The 20,593-nt window shown below is 63.0% G+C and carries 19 protein-coding genes; 5 read left to right on the forward strand and 14 right to left on the reverse strand.

Features of this window, described 5'->3' with window-relative positions; translation table 11 throughout:
• Complete coding sequence (locus VGN68_RS16500) at positions 1–453, forward strand: cytidine deaminase (protein ID WP_327478103.1); 453 nt, start codon at positions 1–3, stop codon at positions 451–453.
• 88 nt (positions 454–541) lie between these two features.
• Positions 542–1,345: an enoyl-CoA hydratase-related protein gene (locus VGN68_RS16505; RefSeq protein ID WP_327478105.1), complete on the forward strand. Its 804-nt coding sequence runs from the start codon at positions 542–544 to the stop codon at positions 1,343–1,345.
• A 126-nt stretch (positions 1,346–1,471) separates the two neighbouring features.
• On the opposite strand, the gene VGN68_RS16510 is transcribed toward VGN68_RS16505, so the two are convergent.
• From VGN68_RS16510 to VGN68_RS16520, 3 genes are read right to left on the reverse strand one after another with little or no spacing between them, the layout of a single operon-like run.
• Positions 1,472–2,074 (reverse strand): HD domain-containing protein, encoded by a 603-nt coding sequence (locus tag VGN68_RS16510; RefSeq protein ID WP_327478107.1) that lies wholly within the window; start codon positions 2,072–2,074, stop codon positions 1,472–1,474.
• Between the two features lie 33 nt (positions 2,075–2,107).
• The gene (locus VGN68_RS16515; protein WP_327478108.1) at positions 2,108–2,824 is read right to left on the reverse strand and encodes a hypothetical protein; all 717 of its coding nucleotides are present in this window, start codon (positions 2,822–2,824) and stop codon (positions 2,108–2,110) included.
• Positions 2,808–3,365 carry a hypothetical protein gene (locus VGN68_RS16520; protein WP_327478110.1) on the reverse strand — a complete coding sequence of 186 codons (558 nt, stop codon included), beginning with the start codon at positions 3,363–3,365 and terminating at the stop codon, positions 2,808–2,810. The genes VGN68_RS16515 and VGN68_RS16520 overlap by 17 nt, the downstream gene beginning before the upstream one ends.
• A 151-nt stretch (positions 3,366–3,516) precedes the next feature.
• On the opposite strand from VGN68_RS16520, the gene VGN68_RS16525 reads away from it, so the two are divergent.
• The gene (locus tag VGN68_RS16525) at positions 3,517–3,957 is read left to right on the forward strand and encodes an Rrf2 family transcriptional regulator (protein WP_327478112.1); all 441 of its coding nucleotides are present in this window, start codon (positions 3,517–3,519) and stop codon (positions 3,955–3,957) included.
• Between the two features lie 593 nt (positions 3,958–4,550).
• On the opposite strand, the gene VGN68_RS16530 is transcribed toward VGN68_RS16525, so the two are convergent.
• From VGN68_RS16530 to VGN68_RS16555, 6 genes are all read right to left on the reverse strand, one after another.
• Positions 4,551–4,892, reverse strand: a complete 342-nt coding sequence (locus VGN68_RS16530) for a glucokinase (RefSeq protein ID WP_327478114.1) — start codon at positions 4,890–4,892, stop codon at positions 4,551–4,553.
• A gap of 24 nt (positions 4,893–4,916) precedes the next feature.
• On the reverse strand, positions 4,917–5,063 hold the full coding sequence (locus VGN68_RS16535) for a hypothetical protein (protein ID WP_327478116.1): 147 nt from the start codon (positions 5,061–5,063) through the stop codon (positions 4,917–4,919).
• A gap of 60 nt (positions 5,064–5,123) precedes the next feature.
• Positions 5,124–6,419, reverse strand: coding sequence for a sugar MFS transporter (locus VGN68_RS16540; RefSeq protein WP_327478118.1), 1,296 nt, complete (start codon positions 6,417–6,419; stop codon positions 5,124–5,126).
• Between the two features lie 117 nt (positions 6,420–6,536).
• Positions 6,537–7,730 (reverse strand): MFS transporter, encoded by a 1,194-nt coding sequence (locus VGN68_RS16545; protein WP_327478120.1) that lies wholly within the window; start codon positions 7,728–7,730, stop codon positions 6,537–6,539.
• 126 nt (positions 7,731–7,856) lie between these two features.
• A complete protein-coding gene (locus VGN68_RS16550) occupies positions 7,857–10,487 on the reverse strand; it encodes a TonB-dependent receptor (RefSeq protein WP_327478122.1) in 2,631 nt (876 codons plus the stop codon).
• Positions 10,488–10,510: 23 nt separating this feature from the next.
• A complete protein-coding gene (locus tag VGN68_RS16555) occupies positions 10,511–13,021 on the reverse strand; it encodes an exo 1,3/1,4-beta-D-glucan glucohydrolase (protein ID WP_327478124.1) in 2,511 nt (836 codons plus the stop codon).
• A gap of 178 nt (positions 13,022–13,199) precedes the next feature.
• Between VGN68_RS16555 and VGN68_RS16560 the strand changes: the two genes are divergently transcribed.
• On the forward strand, positions 13,200–14,201 hold the full coding sequence (locus VGN68_RS16560) for a LacI family DNA-binding transcriptional regulator (RefSeq protein WP_327478184.1): 1,002 nt from the start codon (positions 13,200–13,202) through the stop codon (positions 14,199–14,201).
• Positions 14,202–14,222: 21 nt separating this feature from the next.
• Here the strand turns inward: VGN68_RS16560 and VGN68_RS16565 are convergent, their stop codons facing one another.
• From VGN68_RS16565 to leuC, 5 genes are all read right to left on the reverse strand, one after another.
• Positions 14,223–15,428 carry a glycoside hydrolase family 6 protein gene (locus tag VGN68_RS16565; protein WP_327478126.1) on the reverse strand — a complete coding sequence of 402 codons (1,206 nt, stop codon included), beginning with the start codon at positions 15,426–15,428 and terminating at the stop codon, positions 14,223–14,225.
• A 248-nt stretch (positions 15,429–15,676) separates the two neighbouring features.
• A complete protein-coding gene (locus VGN68_RS16570) occupies positions 15,677–16,480 on the reverse strand; it encodes an AraC family transcriptional regulator (protein ID WP_327478128.1) in 804 nt (267 codons plus the stop codon).
• A gap of 26 nt (positions 16,481–16,506) precedes the next feature.
• Complete coding sequence (locus VGN68_RS16575; RefSeq protein ID WP_327478130.1) at positions 16,507–17,409, reverse strand: alpha/beta hydrolase; 903 nt, start codon at positions 17,407–17,409, stop codon at positions 16,507–16,509.
• Positions 17,393–18,022, reverse strand: a complete 630-nt coding sequence (gene leuD / locus VGN68_RS16580; RefSeq protein ID WP_327478132.1) for a 3-isopropylmalate dehydratase small subunit — start codon at positions 18,020–18,022, stop codon at positions 17,393–17,395. The genes VGN68_RS16575 and leuD overlap by 17 nt, the downstream gene beginning before the upstream one ends.
• Positions 18,022–19,458, reverse strand: coding sequence for a 3-isopropylmalate dehydratase large subunit (leuC, locus tag VGN68_RS16585; RefSeq protein WP_327478135.1), 1,437 nt, complete (start codon positions 19,456–19,458; stop codon positions 18,022–18,024). The genes leuD and leuC overlap by 1 nt, the downstream gene beginning before the upstream one ends.
• A 101-nt stretch (positions 19,459–19,559) precedes the next feature.
• Between leuC and VGN68_RS16590 the strand changes: the two genes are divergently transcribed.
• Positions 19,560–20,480 (forward strand): LysR family transcriptional regulator, encoded by a 921-nt coding sequence (locus tag VGN68_RS16590; RefSeq protein WP_327478137.1) that lies wholly within the window; start codon positions 19,560–19,562, stop codon positions 20,478–20,480.
• Positions 20,481–20,593 lie beyond the last annotated feature (113 nt).

Consider the following 20,593-nt stretch of genomic DNA (forward strand, 5'->3'; position numbering starts at 1 on the left):
ATGACCGAAGCCCGTGATGAACTGATCGCCGCCGCCCGCGATGCCGCGCGCCGTGCCTATGCGCCTTATTCGGGTTTCCATGTCGGCGCCGCCCTGCTGCTCAAAAACGGCGACGTCGTCACAGGCGCCAATGTCGAGAACGCCAGCTATGGCCTGACGCTGTGCGCCGAAACCGCGGCGGTGGCCAAAATCGCCAACGAAGGCTGGATCGGCGAACTCGCCGAAGTCGCGATCATCGGAGGTCGTCCTGATGGCGATGCGCTGCTGGGGACGGATCCCGTCAATCCGTGCGGTCGCTGCCGCCAGATATTGAACGAAGCCGCCGAGCGCTCAAAAACCGACATCCTCGTTCACTGCGCGTCGGGCGATGGCGCGACGGTGAACACCTACAAGCTCAGCGCGTTACTCCCGGCCGCGTTCGGGCCCAAGGATTTGGGGCTTATCAACGACTGATTGCCCCCTTCCCCCTTGCGCTTGTCAGTCAAATGAGTCACAACTTTACGTGAACGTAAAGGTAAAGACGCGAGAGGATTTCTTCCCCATGACTGACATCCCAACCTTCGACACGATCAAGCTGGAAATCGCCGACAATGTCGCGACGATCACGCTCAATCGCCCTGACCGGCTCAATTCGATGCCGCCCGCGATGGCCGACGATATTCGGGAGGCGCTCGACCATTTGCCCGGGCTTGGGGTGCGTGCGCTCCTCATCACCGGCGAGGGGCGCGGCTTCTGTTCGGGGGCCGATCTGGGCGGCGATCGAGCGGCGTCGGCGGTTGGCGGCGGCGCGAATAGCCGCAAGGCACTGCGCAACCATTATAACCCGATGCTGCTCGCGCTCGCGAATCTCGACATTCCGGTCATCACCGCTGTCAACGGTCCGGCAGCAGGCGTCGGGTGCAGCTTCGCCTTGTCAGGTGACTTCACGATCGCGGGCAAAAGCGCCTATTTCCTTCAGGCCTTTGTCAATATCGGGCTCGTTCCCGACGGCGGTTCGTCATGGCTGCTGCCGCGCCTGATCGGCCTGCCGCGCGCGACGCAGATGATGATGCTGGGTGAGAAAATCTCGGGCGAACAGGCCGCCGATTGGGGTATGGTCTACAAGTGCGTCGACGATGCCGACCTGCTGAGCGAAGCGCGCGCGCTGGCGGCGCGGCTTGCGAATGGGCCGACCGTGTCACTCGGCACAATGCGCAAAATCCTGCGCGACGGACTGTCGCAAAGCTACGCCGAGACGCTCGATGGCGAGGCGAAGGGCCAGTTCATCGCAGGGAACAGCGCCGACGCGGTCGAAGGCGTACTGGCGTTCGTCGAGAAGCGGAAGACGGCGTTCAAAGGGAAATAACCCAAGCTAAACCGTCCGTGTCGAGCAATTTCGAGGCACCCCGAAAGCCAGCGCAAAACCGAGAGGTGTCTCGACTTCGCTCGACACGAACGGAATCGGAAAGTCGGCGGCGGTCTTCTTGAGGGCCTACGCCGCCGCTTCCTCGACCATCACCTTCTTGTAGATGCTCGTTTTTGGATAGGAACAGATCCGCATCACCATAGGCTCGAAAAACGCCAGCGGCTCACTGTCGTAATCGGGGTCGAAGGCCGGCGCGTCATATTTTTCGCAGAATTCGGCGCAGGCCGCATAATGCGGACTGTCCTTGAACTGGTCGCGCATGTCGCGGTCGAGGCCGATATAGTGGAAGAAATAATGGCCCTGGAAAATGCCGTGGTGCTGGACGATCCACAGATTTTCCTCTGACAGGAAAGGCTTCAATATCGCCGCCGCGACGTCGGGGTGGTTGAACGCCCCCAGCGTGTCACCGATGTCGTGGAGCAGCGCCATCACGACATATTCCTCGTCGCGGCCATCCCTGTGCGCCCGCGTCGCGGTTTGCAGGCAATGCTCCAGACGGTCGACCGGAAATCCGCCATAATCCCCGCCGAGCAGCTTGAGATGATCGAGGATGCGCTTGCCATTTTGCGGCGCAAACTCTTTCTGTTCGCGCGCAATGATGTCCCAATCTTCCTGCGTTCCGTCGATCATCGACCGGAACGTGGCGTGATCGTGCGTCATATCGGTCATGGCAGCCTCTCCTGTATTTGAGGTCAGCCTATCTTATTCGTTGTTATTTGCAACGTTGTACGATTTGACCTCGGCCTGCGTCAGGCAGCGGCGCGTCGATTTGTCGTCGGCGTTGGCGAGCGCCTTTTGCTGATACATAACCTCCGTCAGCAGTTTGCGCGACACGCCCATGCGGATCAGGAAATCATTGTCCTCGCTGGCGAGCAGCGCCGCGTCCTGCTCGATGTCGCCGATCAGTTCGCGCGTCGCCTCGGTCCCCATCGCGACGCTCATGTCGATCGTGCTGCGGTCGCCGGTGCGCGTGAACATATGGACGATGAACAATCCGCCCGGGTCGATCACGCGCGGCTGCCCGCCCATGAAGATGAAATTGCAGGCGCTGAAACACGCCCAGCCCGACGGGATGCGCGTCGTCAGACCGAAGTTCGAGCGGATGATCCGCCCCGCTGCATTGCCCGCCCGCGCATCGCCGCCAGGCGAGCGCAGCCACACCTCGCCAACGTCCGGATTCGCGGCCAGCGCAGCTTTCAACCGGTCGGGCAGCCCCGCGTCGATCCGCCCCTCGGCCAGCAGGACCTTGGCGCCGCCCTTGACCACCGGGGTCAGCTGCATCGTCGTATTGGCCGACCAATCAGGGGTCAGCGGACAGGTTGGATTCGCCGGGTCCATCTTGACCTTCGCGGCGCCGGTCAGGCTGGCGAGCAGCCCCGCCGCGAGCGCCACGCGAACGACTTTATGCGGCAAGGACATAGCGCGATGCACCCGGTTCCTTGCACATCCGTTTGCTGACGCGCGTTTCTTCGCCTTCGACGATGATGATGTCGGTGACGTTCATGCAGCGGGTGCCGTCGGCGAGGTCGTTGCGCGCCGCAACGGTCGATGATCCGTTAACCTCGGGCCGCGTCGCGCTGGTCCAGTTCGACGTGGCGCCGACCTCCTCCCCGCGTGTCACCTCCTCGGTCGCGGCGGCCGCCTGCACCTGCTCGGCGGGATCGAGGCGGCAGGCGATCGCGTCGGTCAGTGTCCCGCTGACTTCGCCAATCGGTACATAGCTGTACACGCCCGCCTTGCTCGCCGCATCGCCGACCGCGTCGTTCAGTACATTGCCCAGGATATTGCGGCCGATGCTGCTGCCCTTCTTGCCCTTGGGACAGCCGCCGTTGTCGTCGCTGCTCGGCTTGGGCGCCGGCGTCGTCACCTTGCGCAACAACCCGCCGAATTGGGCTTGCGCCGGGGCGATCGCCAGCAGACACGCTGCCAGCACGGCAGGGGCACCCCAGATTTTATGCATCATCCGCTCCACCCCAAATCCTTGCCGCTAACAGCATCCTGACTGCACTAGTATGCGGCGTTCATGCCATCCGCTGTGATTTTCATCAACTCTTGGCAAAATCTCATCCAGACAGGTTGAATTAAGCCTGAATTTGTCACACTAACTCGCCATGCTTTCGCAAAAGACCCGCTATACGATCCGCGCTTTCCAGCATCTGGCCGACCATTGGGGCAAGGGGCAGGTGCAGCTGGCGGATATTGCGGAGGCACAGAATATCCCGCCCAAATTCCTGACTGTCATCCTGTCGGAGATGGCGCGCGAGGGCCTGCTTATTTCGCAACGTGGCCGCGATGGGGGCTATCAGCTTGCCCTGCCACCGATCGACATCAGCTATGGCGACCTCGTCCGCCTGACCCGCGGGTCGCTGGCGCTCGTTCCGTGCGCGTCGCGCAACGCGCACGAACATTGCAAGAATTGCCTGCCCGAAGCCGAATGCCGCCTGCGCAGCCTGATGCTAAAGGTCCGCGACGACACCGCATCGATCCTCGACCGCATCACGCTGGCCGACCCCATTGCGCTGGAACCGCTGTTCGACGAGATTGCCGCATAGCGCCGGACGCCGCCCGGTTGCCGCGACAATCCAAAGTTCAGCAAAGTTCAGCCCAACCGCGCCCCCGTTCCAACTGGACTGCGTGGAGGGCAAGACGGACGCTGCCGATGAGCAAGCTTGAAGCATAGCAAGATATTGTAGGAAAGAGATTTTGTGAACCGGTATGCCGAAATGGCCGAACGGGTTGGGATCGGCGTGCAATGATGCCCTAGCGTCCAACAAAAAAGGCCCGCTTGCGCAGGCCTTCTTGAAGAAGTGGTGGAGGCTAGCGCAACGACATACTCATTTAACTTCGGACGTTATCATCCATTTTATTATTCTATTATAATGCTTTAAGCCCTTCTCTATCTGTCCCCGTCCGTCATTGAATGACTAAATCCAGTACAAAGTGTGGGGTAGATTGTGGCATAGGCTTGCCATATTGAAAGTGTTAAACCGAGGTCACATCGCGGCCTCTTCCCGATCACGGCCCAGTCAGGTAAAAACAAAGTGTTGAAGCGTTGGACATCATCGCTCTGCCGCTTCTCGCCCGCAAAACTGAAATCATGATCAGGTTTTGGCCGTTAGCGGTCAGTCACCTTTTTGCTGCCAACTCAAGAAATCGGACGCCCTGACATCCGGAACTTCGCTTGCGACGGTTGCGAAATCGATGTCGGTTTTTGACGGTTAAACCCCAGTTCGGTGGCCGGACCTCTGTCGCTGGCGGTACCGGTCGCCGGTAGCGGCTCGTCGGGGCCGCTCAGGCGCGCAAAATAACCCTCGTCGGCCTTTGCGACGGCATGACGCACCGCATCGAAGTCATTGACGAGCTGCTGACGGTCAACGTGAAGCTTTTCGCCGATCAACGCCGGGCGGATGAGCCAGGGGTTGTTGGTGAAGCGGATGACGTCGCCGCGCACCGGTCCGGCCACCGCGATCGCAATGCTGCGCGGCACGCCGCCATCGCGGCGCGCGAACGCTTACCATGCGGCTTGGAAGCTGGCGTGATGGGCGGTGAGCAGCTTCGTCGCTTCGCCCAGCGACACGACACGGCCGCCAGCCACCTCCGCGATCACCAGTTGCGCATGGGTGCCGCCGATACCGACTGCGACTACGGTCTCGGTCATAGTGCTCCTCTTCGGTGTCGGGTCAATCCCCGACGCCAAACTCAGTTGCAAGACGCCGCGCTATACCGCCGGGCGCCGGGCGTAATAGCCGAAACATGCGATCACCGCGTAGCAAAGGGCGGGCAGCAACAACGCCAGCGCCAGACTGCCGGTCAGGTCGGCGAGCGCGCCGGTGGCGAGCGGGACGACGGCGCCGCCGAAGATCGCGATGTTGATGATCCCCGACCCGTCGGCGGCGCGGGGTCCGAGCTTTTCGGACGCGAGGCTGAAGATCGTCGGGAACATGATCGCGTTGGTCAGGCCGATCGCGAGCAGCGAATAGGCCGCGACGACCCCGCTGGTGCTGGCGGAGACGAGGATCAGCGCGATGGCGCCGACCGCCACCGCCGCGAGCAATTTGCCCGGACTGACGCCGAGATACATGATCCACGAACCGATGAAGCGCCCGATCATCGCGCCGCCCCAATAAAGCGCGATCATCCAGCCGATGGCGGACTCGGGCTGGCCGAGCACGCGTTCGAGCGCGAGATAGTTGATGACCAGCGAGCCGATCGACACCTCGGCACCGACATAGAGGAAGATGCACAGCGCGCCGAAGCTGAAGCGCGGCCGCTTCAGAAGATCGAGACCCGCAAAGCCGCTGCTGGCGTCATGCTTCTCGTCCTTGAGCCGCCCCCGGAACATCCACACCGCCACGGCAACGACCGCGAGCGCCGCCGCGATCCCGAGATAGCCGTGAACGATCGCCTGGCTCTCGGCGACGCGGTAGGCGTCCAGCGCTGCCCCCGACAAATCCTCCGCCGACACATCCTTGAGCGAACCGAGAATCAGCCCCGCGCCGACGAGCGGAAAGATGGTCGTCCCGAGTGAATTGAACGCCTGCGCAAAGGTCAGGCGGCTGTGCGCGGTCTGGGGTTTGCCCAGCAGAGAGATCAGCGGATTGGCGACGACCTGCACGATCACCACCCCGCTCGCGAGGACGAACAGCGCGAAGAGAAACAGCCCGTAGGTCGCGGTCTGCGACGCCGGGATGAAGAGCAGGCAGCCGACCATCATCGTCACCAGTCCGGCGACGGCGCCGCGCATATAGCCGATTTTTTTGACCAGCTTCGCCCCCGGGATACCGATCAGCAGATAGGCGGTGAAGAAGCAGAACTGCACCAGCATCGCCTGGGTGTAGTTGAGCGTGAACAGCTCCTTGAGTTTGGGGATCAGCACATCGTTCAGCGACGTGATGCCGCCGAAGATGAAGAAGAGACCCATCACGAACAGACGCAGCTCGGGGGCATCGACATGGCCGCCCGGCTCGGTTCCGCTGCCCGCATCCATCGCGCTATCCTGCGGCATAATCGCCATGTCTATGTCTCCCTAAAACGGCGTGGGCATGCTGCCCGAGAATCCGAACAAAGTCTCGCTTGTCTGCTGGTTCGTCCGTGCGGCACGATTGCTCGCCCACGCAAGGTTGCCGGTGCATCACACATCGCGCGGCATCGTCGCCAGCAGCGCGGCGGCGCACAGTGCGAGCAGGGCAAGCACCAGAAACAGCCTGCCGAAGCCGAAACCCGGAACCACCGAGATGGCGATCCATGGCATGATGAGCGACGGCGCGGTGTTGGTGAGGTTGAACAGCCCGATGCCCAGCCCACGCTGTGCGGGGTCGCGCAAGACGCGAAGCGTCTGGCTGGCATGCAGCGCCAGAAAGGTCGCGCCAGCGATCACGAACAGGACATAGGCAAGCTTTGCCATCGCCGGGTCGTCGGCAAGCGCCATCGCGGCGAGTGCCAAACCCGCGAGCGCCGAAATCAAGGACAGGACTGCAAAAGGATGACCATATCTGTCCGACCAGCGGCCGAGGAACACCGCGACGACGATCGACGCCGACAGGCCGCCCGCGAACAAGATGGTCTTTTCCCCATCGCCCATCACGGGGTCGAGCGCGCGGAGCCAGAAATAGAGATAGCTGGCGAGCGCCGCGCCGGAAATCTGCATCAGGAGACGGGCGACCCACATGCGGGCCGCCGCCGATGTGAGGTGCGGCGACGTGGCTTGGCTCGCCGGTGATACGCCCGGCGACACGGTCAAACGCCGCGGCTGGCCCAAAAGCAACAACGGCAGCATAAACGCAGCGGTCATCGCCGCGATAATCACGGCTTTGCCCTCGAACGAGGCCACCGCCCCGGCGGCGAACAAAATGCCCGACCATGCCCCCAGTGCGGGCGCAATCGAGAGCAGACCGCCGAGCAGACCCTTCTGCGTGTCCGGAACAAAGTCACCCGCCCAGGCGATCAGCGGCACGAGCATCAGGTTGAGCGCCAGCTGCCACGCCACGACCAGCCAGAGCAGGGCGCCGATGCTGTCGCACTGCGTCATGGCAAGCTGGAGCAGGATCGTCGCGACCATGCCAACCGCGACCCACAGACGGCGGCTGTTGGTACGGTCGCTCAGCCATCCGGACAGGACGCCCGAAACGCTGGCCGCGACCGCGCCCGCGAACACGATATACCCCAACCAGACAATATCGTCGGCGCCGGCGAGTTCGGTGATCCGCGCCGGGAGGACGAGCATGAGAAAGGGGGTGTAGGCCGTAACGCCGCCCGCATAGGCAAGCGCATAGAGAAGCAGGAAGCCAAGCGGCTGCCGCGCCGCTCCTCCGGCCCCATTGTCCATCGCCAATGCTTTCAAGCCTCCGCTTGGGCACGCCGCCCTTCGCCAACCTACAGCCTGCATAGCGGTACCAACCGGCATAATACAGCCGCCCAGACCACGTCGCGGCCCAGGCGGCTGCCCCTTTTTTTAGAAGGTCACCCGCGCCCGCAGACCATAGCTGCGCGCGTCGTTCAGGAAGCGGATGTTGAGCGACGAACCGACCAGCGCCTTTTGCGAGACTTCTTCGTTTAGGAAGTTGCTCGCCCAGGCTTCGAGGCGGAAATTGTCGATCGTATAGCCGATCCCCAGATTGAGCGTCGCATAGCCCTTTTGCCGGTCGGGGAAACCCGCCGCCAGCGACGTCTGCCGCGCCCCGCTCAGGAACACGATATCATCCTCGTTGAACTGGCTGAGGAAGTAGGACGAGCGGTAGTTGAGCAGCGCCTGCCAATCGAGACGGCCCGGGCCGACGTCGAACCATTGCGACAGACGCGCGCTGACGTTCATCTTCGACGACAGCGGCAAACGGTTTCCGACCAGGCTGATCAGCGGCGAATTGCCGCCCGCGCCAAAATCCTGCGCGCGCGCATCGGCCACGGTGCCGCGCGTGATCTTTGTGTCGAGATAGGCGGCATTGATGTCGAGCCCGAAATTGCCCGGCAGACTCAGGCGCAGCTCGGCTTCGGCGCCATAGATACGCGATGCGCCGATGTTGCGGTTGACCAGCGAATAGCCGTTGCAGACCGGCGGAGTCTGGGTGCTGTCGAGGTTGATACAGGTCAGATCCTGAAACACCTGGTTCGAATAGTCGTAATAGAAGCCGGTGAGGTTGAAGACCGCCCGCCGTCCAAAGGCATCGAAGCTGTTGCGGCTGCCGACCTCGTACACGAGCAGCTTTTCGGGGCTGAAGGTTTCGGGGATCGTCGATCCGTTGAAGCTGTCGTTGAAGCCGCCCGATTTGTGCCCGGTCGAAACCTTGGCATAGAGCATATTGTCGTCGCTGACGTCGAATTCGATGCCCGCGCGCCAGTCAACGAAGTTGAACGCCGAACTGCCGACTTGCTGGCCCGGGATGGTCAGGTTCGCATAGCTGAAACCCCCGTTCGTGTTGGAGGGATTGAGCGCCGGGCAATTGACGAAGCCGTTATCGATGTCGGGGCGGTCGATGCAGGTGCCGTTCGGGTTGGTGCCATTGGCGATCGCGCCGATCTGCTGGATCAGCGTGTCGCGGAGCCCCGGGGTCTTGATGCCTTCGATCAGGAATTGCGCCAGACCGCGCGGCGTATTGATGCCCGTGACGTCAAAATTGGGCCGGTCGAGCAAGTTGGGCTTGAAGCCTTCGGTCCCGAGGCGGGTCGCAAAGCAGCAGGCGAAATCTTCGCCGCCCAGCGTCAGCGCCCAGTTGCCGCCAATGCCATAACGCGACTTTTTCTCGTCCGTGTAGCGAATGCCGCCGAGGAAGCGTAGCCGGTCGGTGACGTCGAAGGTGCCATCGGCATAGAAGGCATAGCTTTCGCCGTTGACGTCGGGCATCGTGAACTCGGTACCGGAGTAGCAGCAATAGCCCCGGTCGGCGAGCGCGAGATAGCCGACCGCCTGGTCTTCATTAAAATAGAAGCCGCCGAGGTTCCAGCGGAAACGCTGGTCCTCGTTGGCAAACACCCGCGCCTCATAAACTTGGCTTTTTGACTTGGTCTGCCAGAAATTGCCCGAGAAATTATCGTAAAGGACCGCCGACAGGTCGCGGCCCGGATAGTCGATGCCTTCGCTCGACGCATTGACCTGGTAGAAATCGACCGACCGATAGCTGCCGGTCAGTTCGGCACCGAAGCTGCCGAAATCATAATTGATCTTGCCCTGCACGCCCCACAGCTCATTTTCCATCTCGCCCTGCAGGCCGCGATAGACGACATTTTTGAGGTTGAGCTTGTCGGGGCGGAGGCCGGTCGCCTGAACGGCGCTGAAGATGTTCGCGCCGGGATAGCCAGTACCGGTTTCCTTGCCATAGTCGCCGACGATCGAGATGCTGAGCTGGTCGCTCGGTTCCCAGAGCAGCGACAGGCGGCCGGCGTAATTCTCTTCGAGGCCTGCGGGTTTCAGGCCGCTCGCGAGCGCGCCGGTCGAGACATTTTTAAAACCAAAGTCGCGATTGATGTAATAGCCCGCGGCGCGCAGCGCGAAGGTGTCGCCGAGCGGGATATTGATCGCCCCCTCGGCGCCGTAGGACGAGCGGTTGCCGAACTCGGCCTGCGCATAGCCGCCAAATTCGCCGAGCCGCGGTTTCGCGGTGATGATGTTCAGTGTCCCCGCCACCGCGTTGCGGCCATAGAGCGTGCCTTGCGGTCCCTTATTCACCTCGACCCGTTCAAGGTCGTAGAACATCAGGCCCAGCCCGCGCGGGCGCGGAATATAGGTACCGTTGAGGTGGGGTGCTGCGCCGGGATCGCCAAGCTCGGTGCTGTTCGCCGAACCCACCCCGCGGATGAAGATTTCGACATTGCCCTCCTGATTGGAGATGCTGAGGCCGGGGATAGCGACCTGCAGATTGCGCAGATCGCTGATGCCATCGCGGCGCAACTGATCGGCGCCCAGCGTCTGCACGACGCCCGACACATCCTGCAGATTTTCCTCGCGGCGGTTTGCCGTGACGACGATCACATCGTCGCGATCCTCGGCGGCCGTTTCGGCGGCCACCGGCTCCTGCGCATAAGCCGGAACGGTGGCGACGGTGGAAAGCAGTACCAGAAGCGCCGAACGCCCAAAAATTCCCTTGTTCATAACATCCTCCCTAATTTGTCTTCTTATTTGCATGCAAGCTGTGGTCCCGACGGCGAGACGATCCGCGCCGAGGACAAGGTAATGTCGAGACTGCCGGCGGTTGCGAACGTCAGCGGCATCTCTACGCGGGCCATGTCGACCCCGGCCTTTTCAAAGCAGCGCAGCGGGACCGCGATGCGCGTCCATCTGTCCGTCTTCGCCGCTTCGGTGAGCAGGCTGCGCACCGGGATGCCCCCCGCACAGTTTGCGCCGCAGCCCATCAACAGGCTGACGTCGGCGGACGGCGCCGCGTTGACCTTCATCTCGAGTTCGAGCGCCAGGTCACCGTTGGTCTGGCGTGTCAGGTCAGCGGGCGTGTCCTGGGCGATTGTCGCGACGGCATGCCCCGCCCCCGTCCAGCGAAGACGTACCGAATCCTCCTGCGCGGTGCGGTCGGCGGCGCGCGCTTCGATCAATTGCGGGCCGGGATTGGTCGACAGCGCGCCGGGCGCGCCTAGCAACAGGCGGCGGCCGCTCCCCGGCTTGCCGGCGGCGAACAGAGTGCCGGGATCCTCTATCGCCGCGGTTGCGCGTTGTTCGGGTAGTGGTGCGAGATTGCCCTTGTCGGCAAAAGTCAGGCCGAAGCCATAAGCAAACAGTGGATCATAATTGGCGTCGCCGACGTTGACCGCGGTCTGATCGCTCGACCGGGGCCAGCTATAGGGCAGCTTGCCGCGGAAATCGGCTTTGCCGAACAGGATGTCCGCCACGCCGCCGCCTTCCGATCCCGGCAGCCAGGCGGCGACGAACGCGTCGGACGTATTGAGGAAGGGATTGACCCACATGGCGCGCCCCGACAGGAAAACCGCAACCGTCGGCACGCCTGCCGCCTTGAGCGAACGCAGCAAGGCCAGGTTTTTAGCGTCGTCATAGCCGACATCGGGACGATCGCCCTGAAATTCGGCATAGGGATCTTCGCCGAATACGACGATCGCGACGTCGGGCTTGCGCGCATAGGTTCCGTCGGCCGAGAGGGTCGCGGTACCGCCAGCGGCCTTGACCGCCTCGTCGATCCCTTCCCAGATCGACTGGGCATTGGGGAAGTCGCTGCGCTTGGTGCCGGTGCCTTGCCAGCTGAGCGTCCAGCCGCCGGTCTGCTTGGTCAGATTGTCGGCGCCGTCGCCCGCGACCAATATGTGGCCACCCGCCTTGAGCGGCAGCAATCCGCCAGCGTTTTTAAGCAGGACGAGCGATTCGCGCACCGCTTCGCGCGCCAGGGCGCGATGCTCCTTGCTACCGAGCAGTTCGAACCGGCCGCCATAGGGCCGCGACGACGGCTTGCCCGCTTCGAACATTCCGGCGCGGACCTTGACGCGCAGGACACGGCGCACCGCATCATCGAGCCGTGCCATCGGCAGCGTTCCGTTCTGCGCATGGGCGAGCGTCGTGCGATACAGGTCTTTCCAGCTGTCGGGCGCCATATACATATCGAGCCCGGCGGCCACCGATTGGGGACAATCGGTGGCGGTGCAGCCCGCGACCTGGCCATGGCCATTCCAGTCGCCGACGAGGAAACCGTCGAAATTCCAGCGATCCTTCATCACGCCGGTCATCAGCGACTGATGCCCATGCATTTTGACGCCGTTCCAGCTTGAGAAGCTGATCATCACCGACTGCACGCCCGCGTCGAGCGCGGGGAGATAGGGCGGGCTGAACAGGTCGCGGAGTTGCGCTTCGGGCATCACGGCGTCGCCCTGATCCTTGCCGCCGCTGGTGCCGCCATCGCCCAGGAAATGTTTTGCGGTGGCGACAATATGCGGCCCGCGCAGCCAGTCCTTGTCGCCGATCCTGCCCTGCAACCCTTCGATCAGCGGCGCAGCATAGCTGGTCGCGATTTCGGGGGTCTCGCCAAAACCCTCGTAAGTGCGGCCCCAGCGGTCGTCGCGGACGACGGCCAGTGTCGGGGCAAAGGTCCAGTCGAGCCCGGTGACGCGCATCTCGATCGCCGTCGCAGCGCCGATCCGGCGAATAAGATCGGGATTCCGCGCCGCGCCCAGCCCGATATTGTGCGGAAACAGCGTCGCGCCGACGACATTGTTGTGGCCATGGACCGCGTCGCTTCCCCAGATCACCGGGATGCGGGGCAGCGTGCCGTGGCGCTTCATCGACGCGGCGTAAAAGGCGTCGGCGGCGGCCAGCCAGTCCTTCGCCGGGGCATTGTAGCGGCCGCCCGGATCGGAATTGCCGCCATTGAGCACCGAACCCAGATGATAGCGATATACGTCGTCGGGCGTGACGCTGGCGATGTCGGCCTGGATGATCTGGCCAACCTTCTGCTCGATCGACATCGCGGCGAGCAACGCGTCCACCCGACGTTCCACCGCCGGATCCGCAACGACCGTCGCGGCGCGCGCGGGCCAGTTTTCGGGTGTAGCCAGCGCGTTCAGAGCTGCGTCAACCGTTTGGGCAGCGGCGCGGTCGACAAAATTGGGTGAAACGAGCGCGACGAGCGACGTCGCTCCCAGCGCCAGAACAGCCGCGCGTGACAGACTCATTTCCTCTCCCCATTTTATGTCAACGTTTACCGTTTTGACGGTCAACGTTTACCGTCGATTCTCGACAGAAGTCAATAGAGGCGCTAAGGGGAAAGCGTGGGACGCGGCAGCGATGCCGTGAGGCGAGCTACCTAATTGATCGGAGAGGGAAATTTCGAAACGATCAACGATCGTCGATATTGCGCGGGTCGCCGGGGTCACGCCCAAGACCGTGTCGCGCGCGCTCAACGACGCCCCGCACGTCAGCGAAGCGGTGCGCCGCAAGGTCAAGGAGGCGGCGGCCGCGCTCGACTATCATCCCAACCTCGCCGCGCAGAGCCTGATCGCGCGGCGCTCGTATCTGATCGGGCTGACCTACGAACGTCCCAGCCCGAGCTATGTCGTCGAACTGCAGAACGGCGCGCTCGGTCGTCTTGAAAACGAGCGTTATCGCCTCGTCGTGCTTCCCTTCAATCATGTCGCCAGTCGGCCCGAGGAACTCGGCAAACTTCTGTTGCGCGCCGGGCTCGACGGGGTGCTGCTGGCGCCGCCCGCATGCGACCAGCCGGTGCTGCTCGACATGATCGAACGGCAAAGACTTCCTTACGCTCGTATCACGCCGCACAGCGACCTCGACCGCGGGCTGGTGGTTGCGATGGACGAGGTCGCGGCAGGCCATACGGTTGCCACACATATCCTGTCGCTCGGGCATCGACGCGTCGGGATCATTCTGGGCGACCCGTCCCACGCCGCAAGCCGCGGGCGACTGGAAGGCTATCGGCAGGCATTTGACGAAGCGGGGGTTGCGATCGACGATTCGCTCGTCGGCACGGGCGACTTCACCTACGACGTCGGTTACCGGGTCGCGCGGGAGCTCTTGGACGGCCCGCTCCGCCCCACCGCGATCCTTGCCCAGAACGACGACATGGCGGTCGCGGCGATTGCAGCGGCGCGCGACCTTGGTCTTTCCGTTCCGCAAGATCTCTCGGTCGCAGGGTTCGACAATTCGGAAGTGTCGCGAACCGCTTGGCCGCCGCTCACCACCGTCCATCAACCCGTGCGCGAAATGGCATGGGACGCGGCCAACCGGCTCATTGCCATGCTCGATGCGGACACCGATAGCGACGCGCCGCGCCGCCGCGATCATCTGCACGAATTGCTCGTTCGCGCTTCAACCGCCCCGCCCTCCTCGACCGGATAATCAAAGTCGCGATAGTGCCGCCTATCGATCCTGTGAGATCGGCGGGTTCGCAAATTCGATCAATTCGCGCGCCTGTTCCGGAAACCAAGACCCCGCCGACGGTGCTATCAGCCCGCGCTCTGGATCCGCCGGACCACCGCGTCCGCGATGGCATTGGCCATCCGATTCCCCGGGAATCTTGATCCACAGCAGCGCATCGACATAGGGGCTGCCCGTTTCAAGCGTAGGTTGGCGACCCAGCCCCCGGTTCGGCGGGTTGCACCAGACTTCGGCATCCGAATATTTGCCGACCGGCGGATGCCAGGATCCTCTGCCGTTGCGGCTGGTATCGATCACCGCATGTTTTTGCGACGCGGGGTCGCGCTTCAGCCCGGCTTTTTCGAACAAGCGGTCAAATGCGGCATCGGTCGCGCCCCAAGTCGTATGATCCTTGAAATCCGCAGGTGCATATTGGCTGGGACAGGCGCGCGCATCGAGGCCGCCGCGCGTCACGAGCGCGATGCAGTCGCTGACCCAGCGCGCATAAGGAATAACGCGTGCGTCGCTTTCGAAGTTCGAAACGTTGAGGAAGAAACCCGTCGCGCGCGCAACGTCGGCCTTGACCAGCCGGTTTGCGGCTTCGCCAGGCGCAAGCCAGCTGCTACCGGTTCCATCGAGATACACGCGCGCATTGGGCAAGGCGGCAAGGATCGCGACCGCGCCGCGCAATTGTTCATATCGCGCATCAGCCGCTCGGCTGTCCTGCCCGGCGGGCCGACAATGTTCGACCGTCTCGTCGAGCGTCCGGTGCCAGGGTATGATGCCCAGGCCATCGGGTTCGAGAATGACGATGGCGTGACGCTTGCCGATGCCGGCGGCGAAACTCTTGACCCACGCAAGATAAGCCGCGCTGTCCGACGCACCGCCGGCCGAATAGAGCGCACAGTCCCGAAACGGAATGTTGTACGCAACAAGAACCGGAACCTGCCCCGCCGCCGTAGCACGATCTACGATGTCGCGAACTTTGGCTTCCACCAGGTCGGGCGTCCCACCGGCGAACCATGACGCCGATGCGATGCGGGACAACAAAAGGGCGTCGTGCCGCGATTGACCTTCTAGCCGCGCGGCGGCCTGAGACGTCGTGCTATCGGGATCGACAAAAATGCGCCCGCTGCGAGGCGTCTCACCCGACGCCGGCGCGCATAACGCGGCAAATGAGAGAGCGGTCCCCAATGCAAAGCCCTTCATGATCCCCCCAGTATAAAGCCTTCACATCCCATGAGCCGAAGCAAAGCTGGCAGCTCTATCATCGCGCGCAACCGCACCTCGCGACAAGCACGATTTCTTCTTTCCAAGCCAAACAAAATTCGGGCTAAGCCATATAGACTGGATGGCCGGTTTCAGATCGCGTCAGATACCCTCGAACGGCCTAGAACAGGCGCCTAGCTGCCGATCCACTCTTCGGTTTCCCCTGACCGCGAGCTGACTGGCAGCGTTCAGGAATCGCCGCGAATGACGAGGTCGTCAGGATCGCCAAGGCTAACCGCGAACGTCTTTTCGCGCTGCCGCACTGCGGTCGGCGTCAATCCAAAACGGCGCGCGAAGGCGCGGGTGAAACTCGCGTTGCTGTGATACCCGCAGCGATATCCGATGCTGGAGATAGGCAGGTCGCTAAGCGTCAACAGCGAGCGGGCATTGGCCAATCGCCTCTCGCTCACCGCCTCGGCGACTGTGCATTTGTACATTTCGCGAAAGCCTTGGGTGAGCTTTGTTTTACCAAGTCCCGAGCGCCGCGCGACATCGGCAACGGTCAACGATTCCTGCCAGCTTTCGCTGACCAATTGGTGTGCAGCGGCGACGCGCTTTGCGTCGACTAGGCTGAGCGTCGTCCTGCCATGATATTCGACCATCTCATGCTGCTCGAGAGCACCGAACAACCGGCAGAGCAACTCCATGCTTCGCGCGACGCGCAACATGCTAGCCACCTCGCTTTCCCCTTCGACCGCCACCAGCGCTCGGCCCAGCTCGCGGAGATCGGCGGCGAGATACCAGCTCCCTGTCACGCTCGGCAACAGGCCGAACATGCGGAGGCACGCAGGGCGGCTGATCGCGAAGAGGAGAATGTGGCTGCTTGCGCCTTCGCTTACATTATCGGCCGCCAAAACACTGACCGCCGGTTCGCCCATGTCGCCAAACCCGATGACGATCGGCTCGGGCGGCAGGCAAGCCGTATCCAGCGCGCCGCGCCCGACGAAACTCGTGAACTCCGCCGATATGATGGTGGCGCGTTTGTGCATCATCGATCCTGCCAGCCTCCCCGCACCCCCTAGGGTTCAGAGAGAAACGCGTCCAGTTCCGTCAGCAACAATTCGGGCACCTCTTCCTGGGGACTGTGGCCGCAGGGCAGCGCGCGACCGCGCGTATCGACGGCCTTCGATTGCCAGCTTGCCATGACGTCGAAGAGCGTTCCGACCGTGCCATATTCGCCCCACAACAAAAGCACCGGCGCCTCGATCCGACGATCGACGTCGGCGGCGTCATGGTCCAGGTCGATGCTCGCGGCGGCGCGATAATCCTCGCAGATCGCGTGGCGCGTCGCCGGGTCGCGGTAGCAGCGGCGATATTCGGCAACGACGCGCGGGTCGAGCGAGCCTTCGATCTTGATCTGGCCCGCAAGGTGGCAATCGAGAAAATGGTCGGGGTCGGCCGCGATCATCCGTTCGGGCAGGTCGAACGGCTGAATCAGGAAGAACCACCAGAAATAGCGCGTTGCGAACTCGCGGTTCGTCTCTGCGTACATCGTCGCTGTGGGCGCGATATCGAGCAGGGCGAGCCGCGCAACGCGGTCCGGATGATCGAGCGCCATCCGGTGCGCGACACGCGCGCCGCGATCGTGGGCAACGACATCGAAGCGGTCGAAGCCCAACGTGGCCATCACCGCGATCTGGTCAGCCGCCATCGCGCGCTTCGAATAATTCGCGTGCGCCGGATCGCCCGGCAGCTTTTCGCTGTCGCCATAACCGCGCAGATCGGTCGCGACGACGGTGAAGCGTCTTGCAAGAGCCGGCACAACCTTGTGCCAGGTCAGATGCGTCTGCGGGTGGCCGTGGAGCAGCAGAAGCGGCGCCCCCACCCCGCCAACCGCGGTCCGGATGCGCACGCCGCCTGCGTCGATGTCCTGCCAGCGGAAACCGGGCATAAGATCGGGATATTCAGGTCTCATGCTCATCACTGTCGGCACTCATAAGCCAGGGCTTGCGACCGAGATAGGCCTTCTCGAACGCGCGGATGCGCTCGGCGTGCATCAGCGTCTCACCGATCCGGTCGAGCCCTAGCATCAGCGCCTGCCGCGTCGCGGGATCGATGTCGAAACCGGCGGCATAGCCACCCATCTCGATGCGCTGTGTTTCGAGATCAACGGTCATATCCCCTGCGCCTTCGTCGAGCTCTGCCGTGAGAGCCGCGATTTCCGTCGCGGGCAGCGACAGGAGAAGCAGCCCGTTGTTCGCGGCATTGTCGGCGAAAATCGCGCCATAGGAGGAGCCGATGATGCCGCGGATGCCATATTGCAGCATCCCCCACACCGCATGTTCGCGCGACGAGCCACAGCCGAAATTGGGTCCGACGATCAGGAACCGCGTCTCCGCCATGTCGGCGCGGTTTAAAATGAAATCGCGTCGCACCGCGTCATCTTCATCGAAACGAAGATCATGGAAGAGGCCGATCGCCAGCCCCGAACGGTCGATCCCCTTCAGATAGGCTTTTGGCATGATGACATCGGTATCGATGTTGGCGGCGGGCATCGCTGCGGCGCGGCCCGACAGCCGGATGAAACACTCCATCAGGAAATATCCTCTGCCGCGAGCACCCGTACATCGGCGAGCCTTCCGGTGACCGCTGCTGCCGCGACCATCGCAGGACTCATCAGATGCGTGCGACCGCCAATGCCCTGCCTCCCCTCGAAATTGCGGTTGGTGCTTGATGCGCAGCGTTCGCCAGGCGCAAGGCTGTCGTCGTTCATCGCGAGACAGAGCGAACAGCCCGAGCGGCGCCACTCAAAACCCGCGTCAATGAAGATGCGATCGATTCCTTCCGCCTCGGCGGCCCGGCGGACGCCGCTGCTGCCTGGCGATATCATCGCGCGAACCCCCGGCGCGACCTTGCGACCTTTCAAGATCTGCGCGGCATCGCGCAGGTCGGTCAGACGCGCGTTGGTGCATGATCCGATGAAGGCGCGATCAATCGTGATGTCTTGCAACAGCGTGCGCGGCGCAAGGTCCATATAGGCCATGGCACGGATCGCGTCGGCGCGGCGCTCGGCAGGCAGTTCCGCCGGATCGGGGACAGCGCCGGTGATCGCCAGCGACTGATCCGGACTTGTTCCCCAGCTTACCATCGGCGGGACATCGCCGGCTTCGAGCTTGATTTCTTTGTCGAATCGCGCGCCGAGATCGCTGCGCAGCGCCCGCCAATCGGTGCGCGCGAGCGCGAGCATTTCTGTCGACGGCGCGCGCGGACAGCCGGAGATATAATCGACAACCTTGTCGTCGGGTGCCATCAGCGCGACCCGCGCACCGCATTCGACCGCCATGTTGCAGATCGTCATGCGCGCCTCGACACCGAGCGCGTCGATCGCCTGACCGGCGAATTCGACGGCATGGCCGGTCGCGCCATCGGCGCCGATCTTCCGGATCACGTCCATGATCAGATCCTTTGCGGTGACGCCTGGCGCCAGCGTCCCGTCGATCGTGATGCGCATCGTTTTGAGCCGGCGATAGACGAGCGTCTGCGTCGCAAGCAGATGTTCGATGTCTGTCGTGCCGATACCGAAACCGACGACGCCGAACGCGCCGTATGTGGTCGAATGGCTGTCACCCGCGGCAATCACCATGCCCGGCAGCACCAGGCCAAGTTCGGGCATGACGACATGCTCGATCCCTTGCCGCGGGTCGAACAGGTCGAAAATTTCAATGCCAAAATCGCGGCCATTCTCGCCCAGATATTCGATCTGCCGCCGCGCGCCGTCGTCGAGCTCGCCCGCCGCGCGGTCGGGGTTGGTCGAATTGACATGATCGACGACCCCCAGCGACGCGGCAGGGCGCCAGACGGCTCGTCCGGCCGCACGGAGACCGCTGAACGCTTGGGGGCTTGTATATTCGTTCAGCACCGTCCTATCGATATAGAGCAATAATCGTTCGCCGGCGCCGCCGGATTCGTCGAAAGACAATATGCGGTGTTCGTCGACGATCTTGTCATAGAGCGTTTTTGGCGCCGACATTCTTCATACCCTTCTGCGGTTTCGCGGGCAGGGATTACCGTCAGCGGTTCGGACGAAGCCAATGCCGGGACAGTATCAATTGATGCGACGAGTGGAATCAAATGGATATCATGTGGCTCGAGGACTTCATCAAGTTAGCGGATGAAGGCAATTTTTCCCGCGCAGCCGAAGCGCGCAACCTCACCCAGCCGGCTTTCAGCCGCCGTATCCGCGCGCTCGAGGACTGGGTGGGTGCGACGCTCGTCGATCGCGATACCCACCGCATCGCGTTGACCGAGGCCGGGCAGGCCTTTCGCATCCTCGCCGAAGAAATCATGCGGCGCCTCACGCTGGGCCGCGATCATGTCCGCGAAATCGGCGGCACGCTGAGCAACGAAATCCGTTCTGCATCGACGCACGCGCTGTCGACGACCTTTTTTCCAGCCTGGCTCCGCAGCCTGCACGACGGGCAGGAGGCGGGCACGATCACGCTGATCGCCGACCATATGGTCGCTTGCGAACGCTTCATGCTCGAAGGCAAGGCCGATTTCCTGCTCTGCCATCATCATACGGCCGCGCAGCATAGGCTCGATCCAGCGGGCTTTGCCTCGCTTCCGCTCGGTGAGGATGTGCTGCTGCCCGTGACCGCCCCGCTCGGCGACGGGAGCCCCACACACATCCTGCCGGGCAGCGGCGACCAGCAACTCCCCTATCTGGAGTTCGAGGAAAAGTCGGGCATGGGCCGCATCTTGCAGGCGGCACAGGTGATTTCGGCGGGTTCGGCGTCACTACGCACGGTGTTCCGATCGCATATGGCAACCGCGCTGCTGTCGATGGCGCGTGACGGGCGCGGGGTCTGCTGGGCGCCGCTCAGCGTCGCCGCCGCAGACCTCGAAAGCGGCCGCCTCGTCTCGGCGGGCGATGCCCGCTGGCACGTCCCGATCGAAATCCGCATCTACAAACCGATCGCGCGGCGGAGCCCGAGCGTTGAGGCCTTCTGGACGATGCTGAAGAATCGCTTGAAGGCCGAAGCCGCCCTGTAGGACGCCAGTATGGCGACGCGCACTGCGCAACAATGCTGCGCAGACGCCGCTCACGCCGCACGAATGATTCTATGTCGAACCGGCATTGGGATCGATGTCCGCATGTCCATAGA

The organism is Sphingopyxis sp., assembly GCF_035998965.1.
GTDB lineage: Bacteria > Pseudomonadota > Alphaproteobacteria > Sphingomonadales > Sphingomonadaceae > Sphingopyxis.

Bases quoted from the DNA above. Each gene is read 5' to 3' on its own strand.
- VGN68_RS16500 (WP_327478103.1), top strand. From the start codon at position 1: ATGACCGAAGCCCGTGATGAACTGATCGCCGCCGCCCGCGATGCCGCG.
- VGN68_RS16505 (WP_327478105.1), top strand. From the start codon at position 542: ATGACTGACATCCCAACCTTCGACACGATCAAGCTGGAAATCGCCGAC.
- VGN68_RS16510 (WP_327478107.1), bottom strand. From the start codon at position 2,074: ATGACCGATATGACGCACGATCACGCCACGTTCCGGTCGATGATCGAC.
- VGN68_RS16515 (WP_327478108.1), bottom strand. From the start codon at position 2,824: ATGTCCTTGCCGCATAAAGTCGTTCGCGTGGCGCTCGCGGCGGGGCTG.
- VGN68_RS16520 (WP_327478110.1), bottom strand. From the start codon at position 3,365: ATGCATAAAATCTGGGGTGCCCCTGCCGTGCTGGCAGCGTGTCTGCTG.
- VGN68_RS16525 (WP_327478112.1), top strand. From the start codon at position 3,517: ATGCTTTCGCAAAAGACCCGCTATACGATCCGCGCTTTCCAGCATCTG.
- VGN68_RS16535 (WP_327478116.1), bottom strand. From the start codon at position 5,063: ATGACCGAGACCGTAGTCGCAGTCGGTATCGGCGGCACCCATGCGCAA.
- VGN68_RS16540 (WP_327478118.1), bottom strand. From the start codon at position 6,419: ATGGCGATTATGCCGCAGGATAGCGCGATGGATGCGGGCAGCGGAACC.
- VGN68_RS16545 (WP_327478120.1), bottom strand. From the start codon at position 7,730: ATGGACAATGGGGCCGGAGGAGCGGCGCGGCAGCCGCTTGGCTTCCTG.
- VGN68_RS16550 (WP_327478122.1), bottom strand. From the start codon at position 10,487: ATGAACAAGGGAATTTTTGGGCGTTCGGCGCTTCTGGTACTGCTTTCC.
- VGN68_RS16555 (WP_327478124.1), bottom strand. From the start codon at position 13,021: ATGAGTCTGTCACGCGCGGCTGTTCTGGCGCTGGGAGCGACGTCGCTC.
- VGN68_RS16565 (WP_327478126.1), bottom strand. From the start codon at position 15,428: ATGAAGGGCTTTGCATTGGGGACCGCTCTCTCATTTGCCGCGTTATGC.
- VGN68_RS16570 (WP_327478128.1), bottom strand. From the start codon at position 16,480: ATGATGCACAAACGCGCCACCATCATATCGGCGGAGTTCACGAGTTTC.
- VGN68_RS16575 (WP_327478130.1), bottom strand. From the start codon at position 17,409: ATGAGCATGAGACCTGAATATCCCGATCTTATGCCCGGTTTCCGCTGG.
- leuD (WP_327478132.1), bottom strand. From the start codon at position 18,022: ATGGAGTGTTTCATCCGGCTGTCGGGCCGCGCCGCAGCGATGCCCGCC.
- leuC (WP_327478135.1), bottom strand. From the start codon at position 19,458: ATGTCGGCGCCAAAAACGCTCTATGACAAGATCGTCGACGAACACCGC.
- VGN68_RS16590 (WP_327478137.1), top strand. From the start codon at position 19,560: ATGGATATCATGTGGCTCGAGGACTTCATCAAGTTAGCGGATGAAGGC.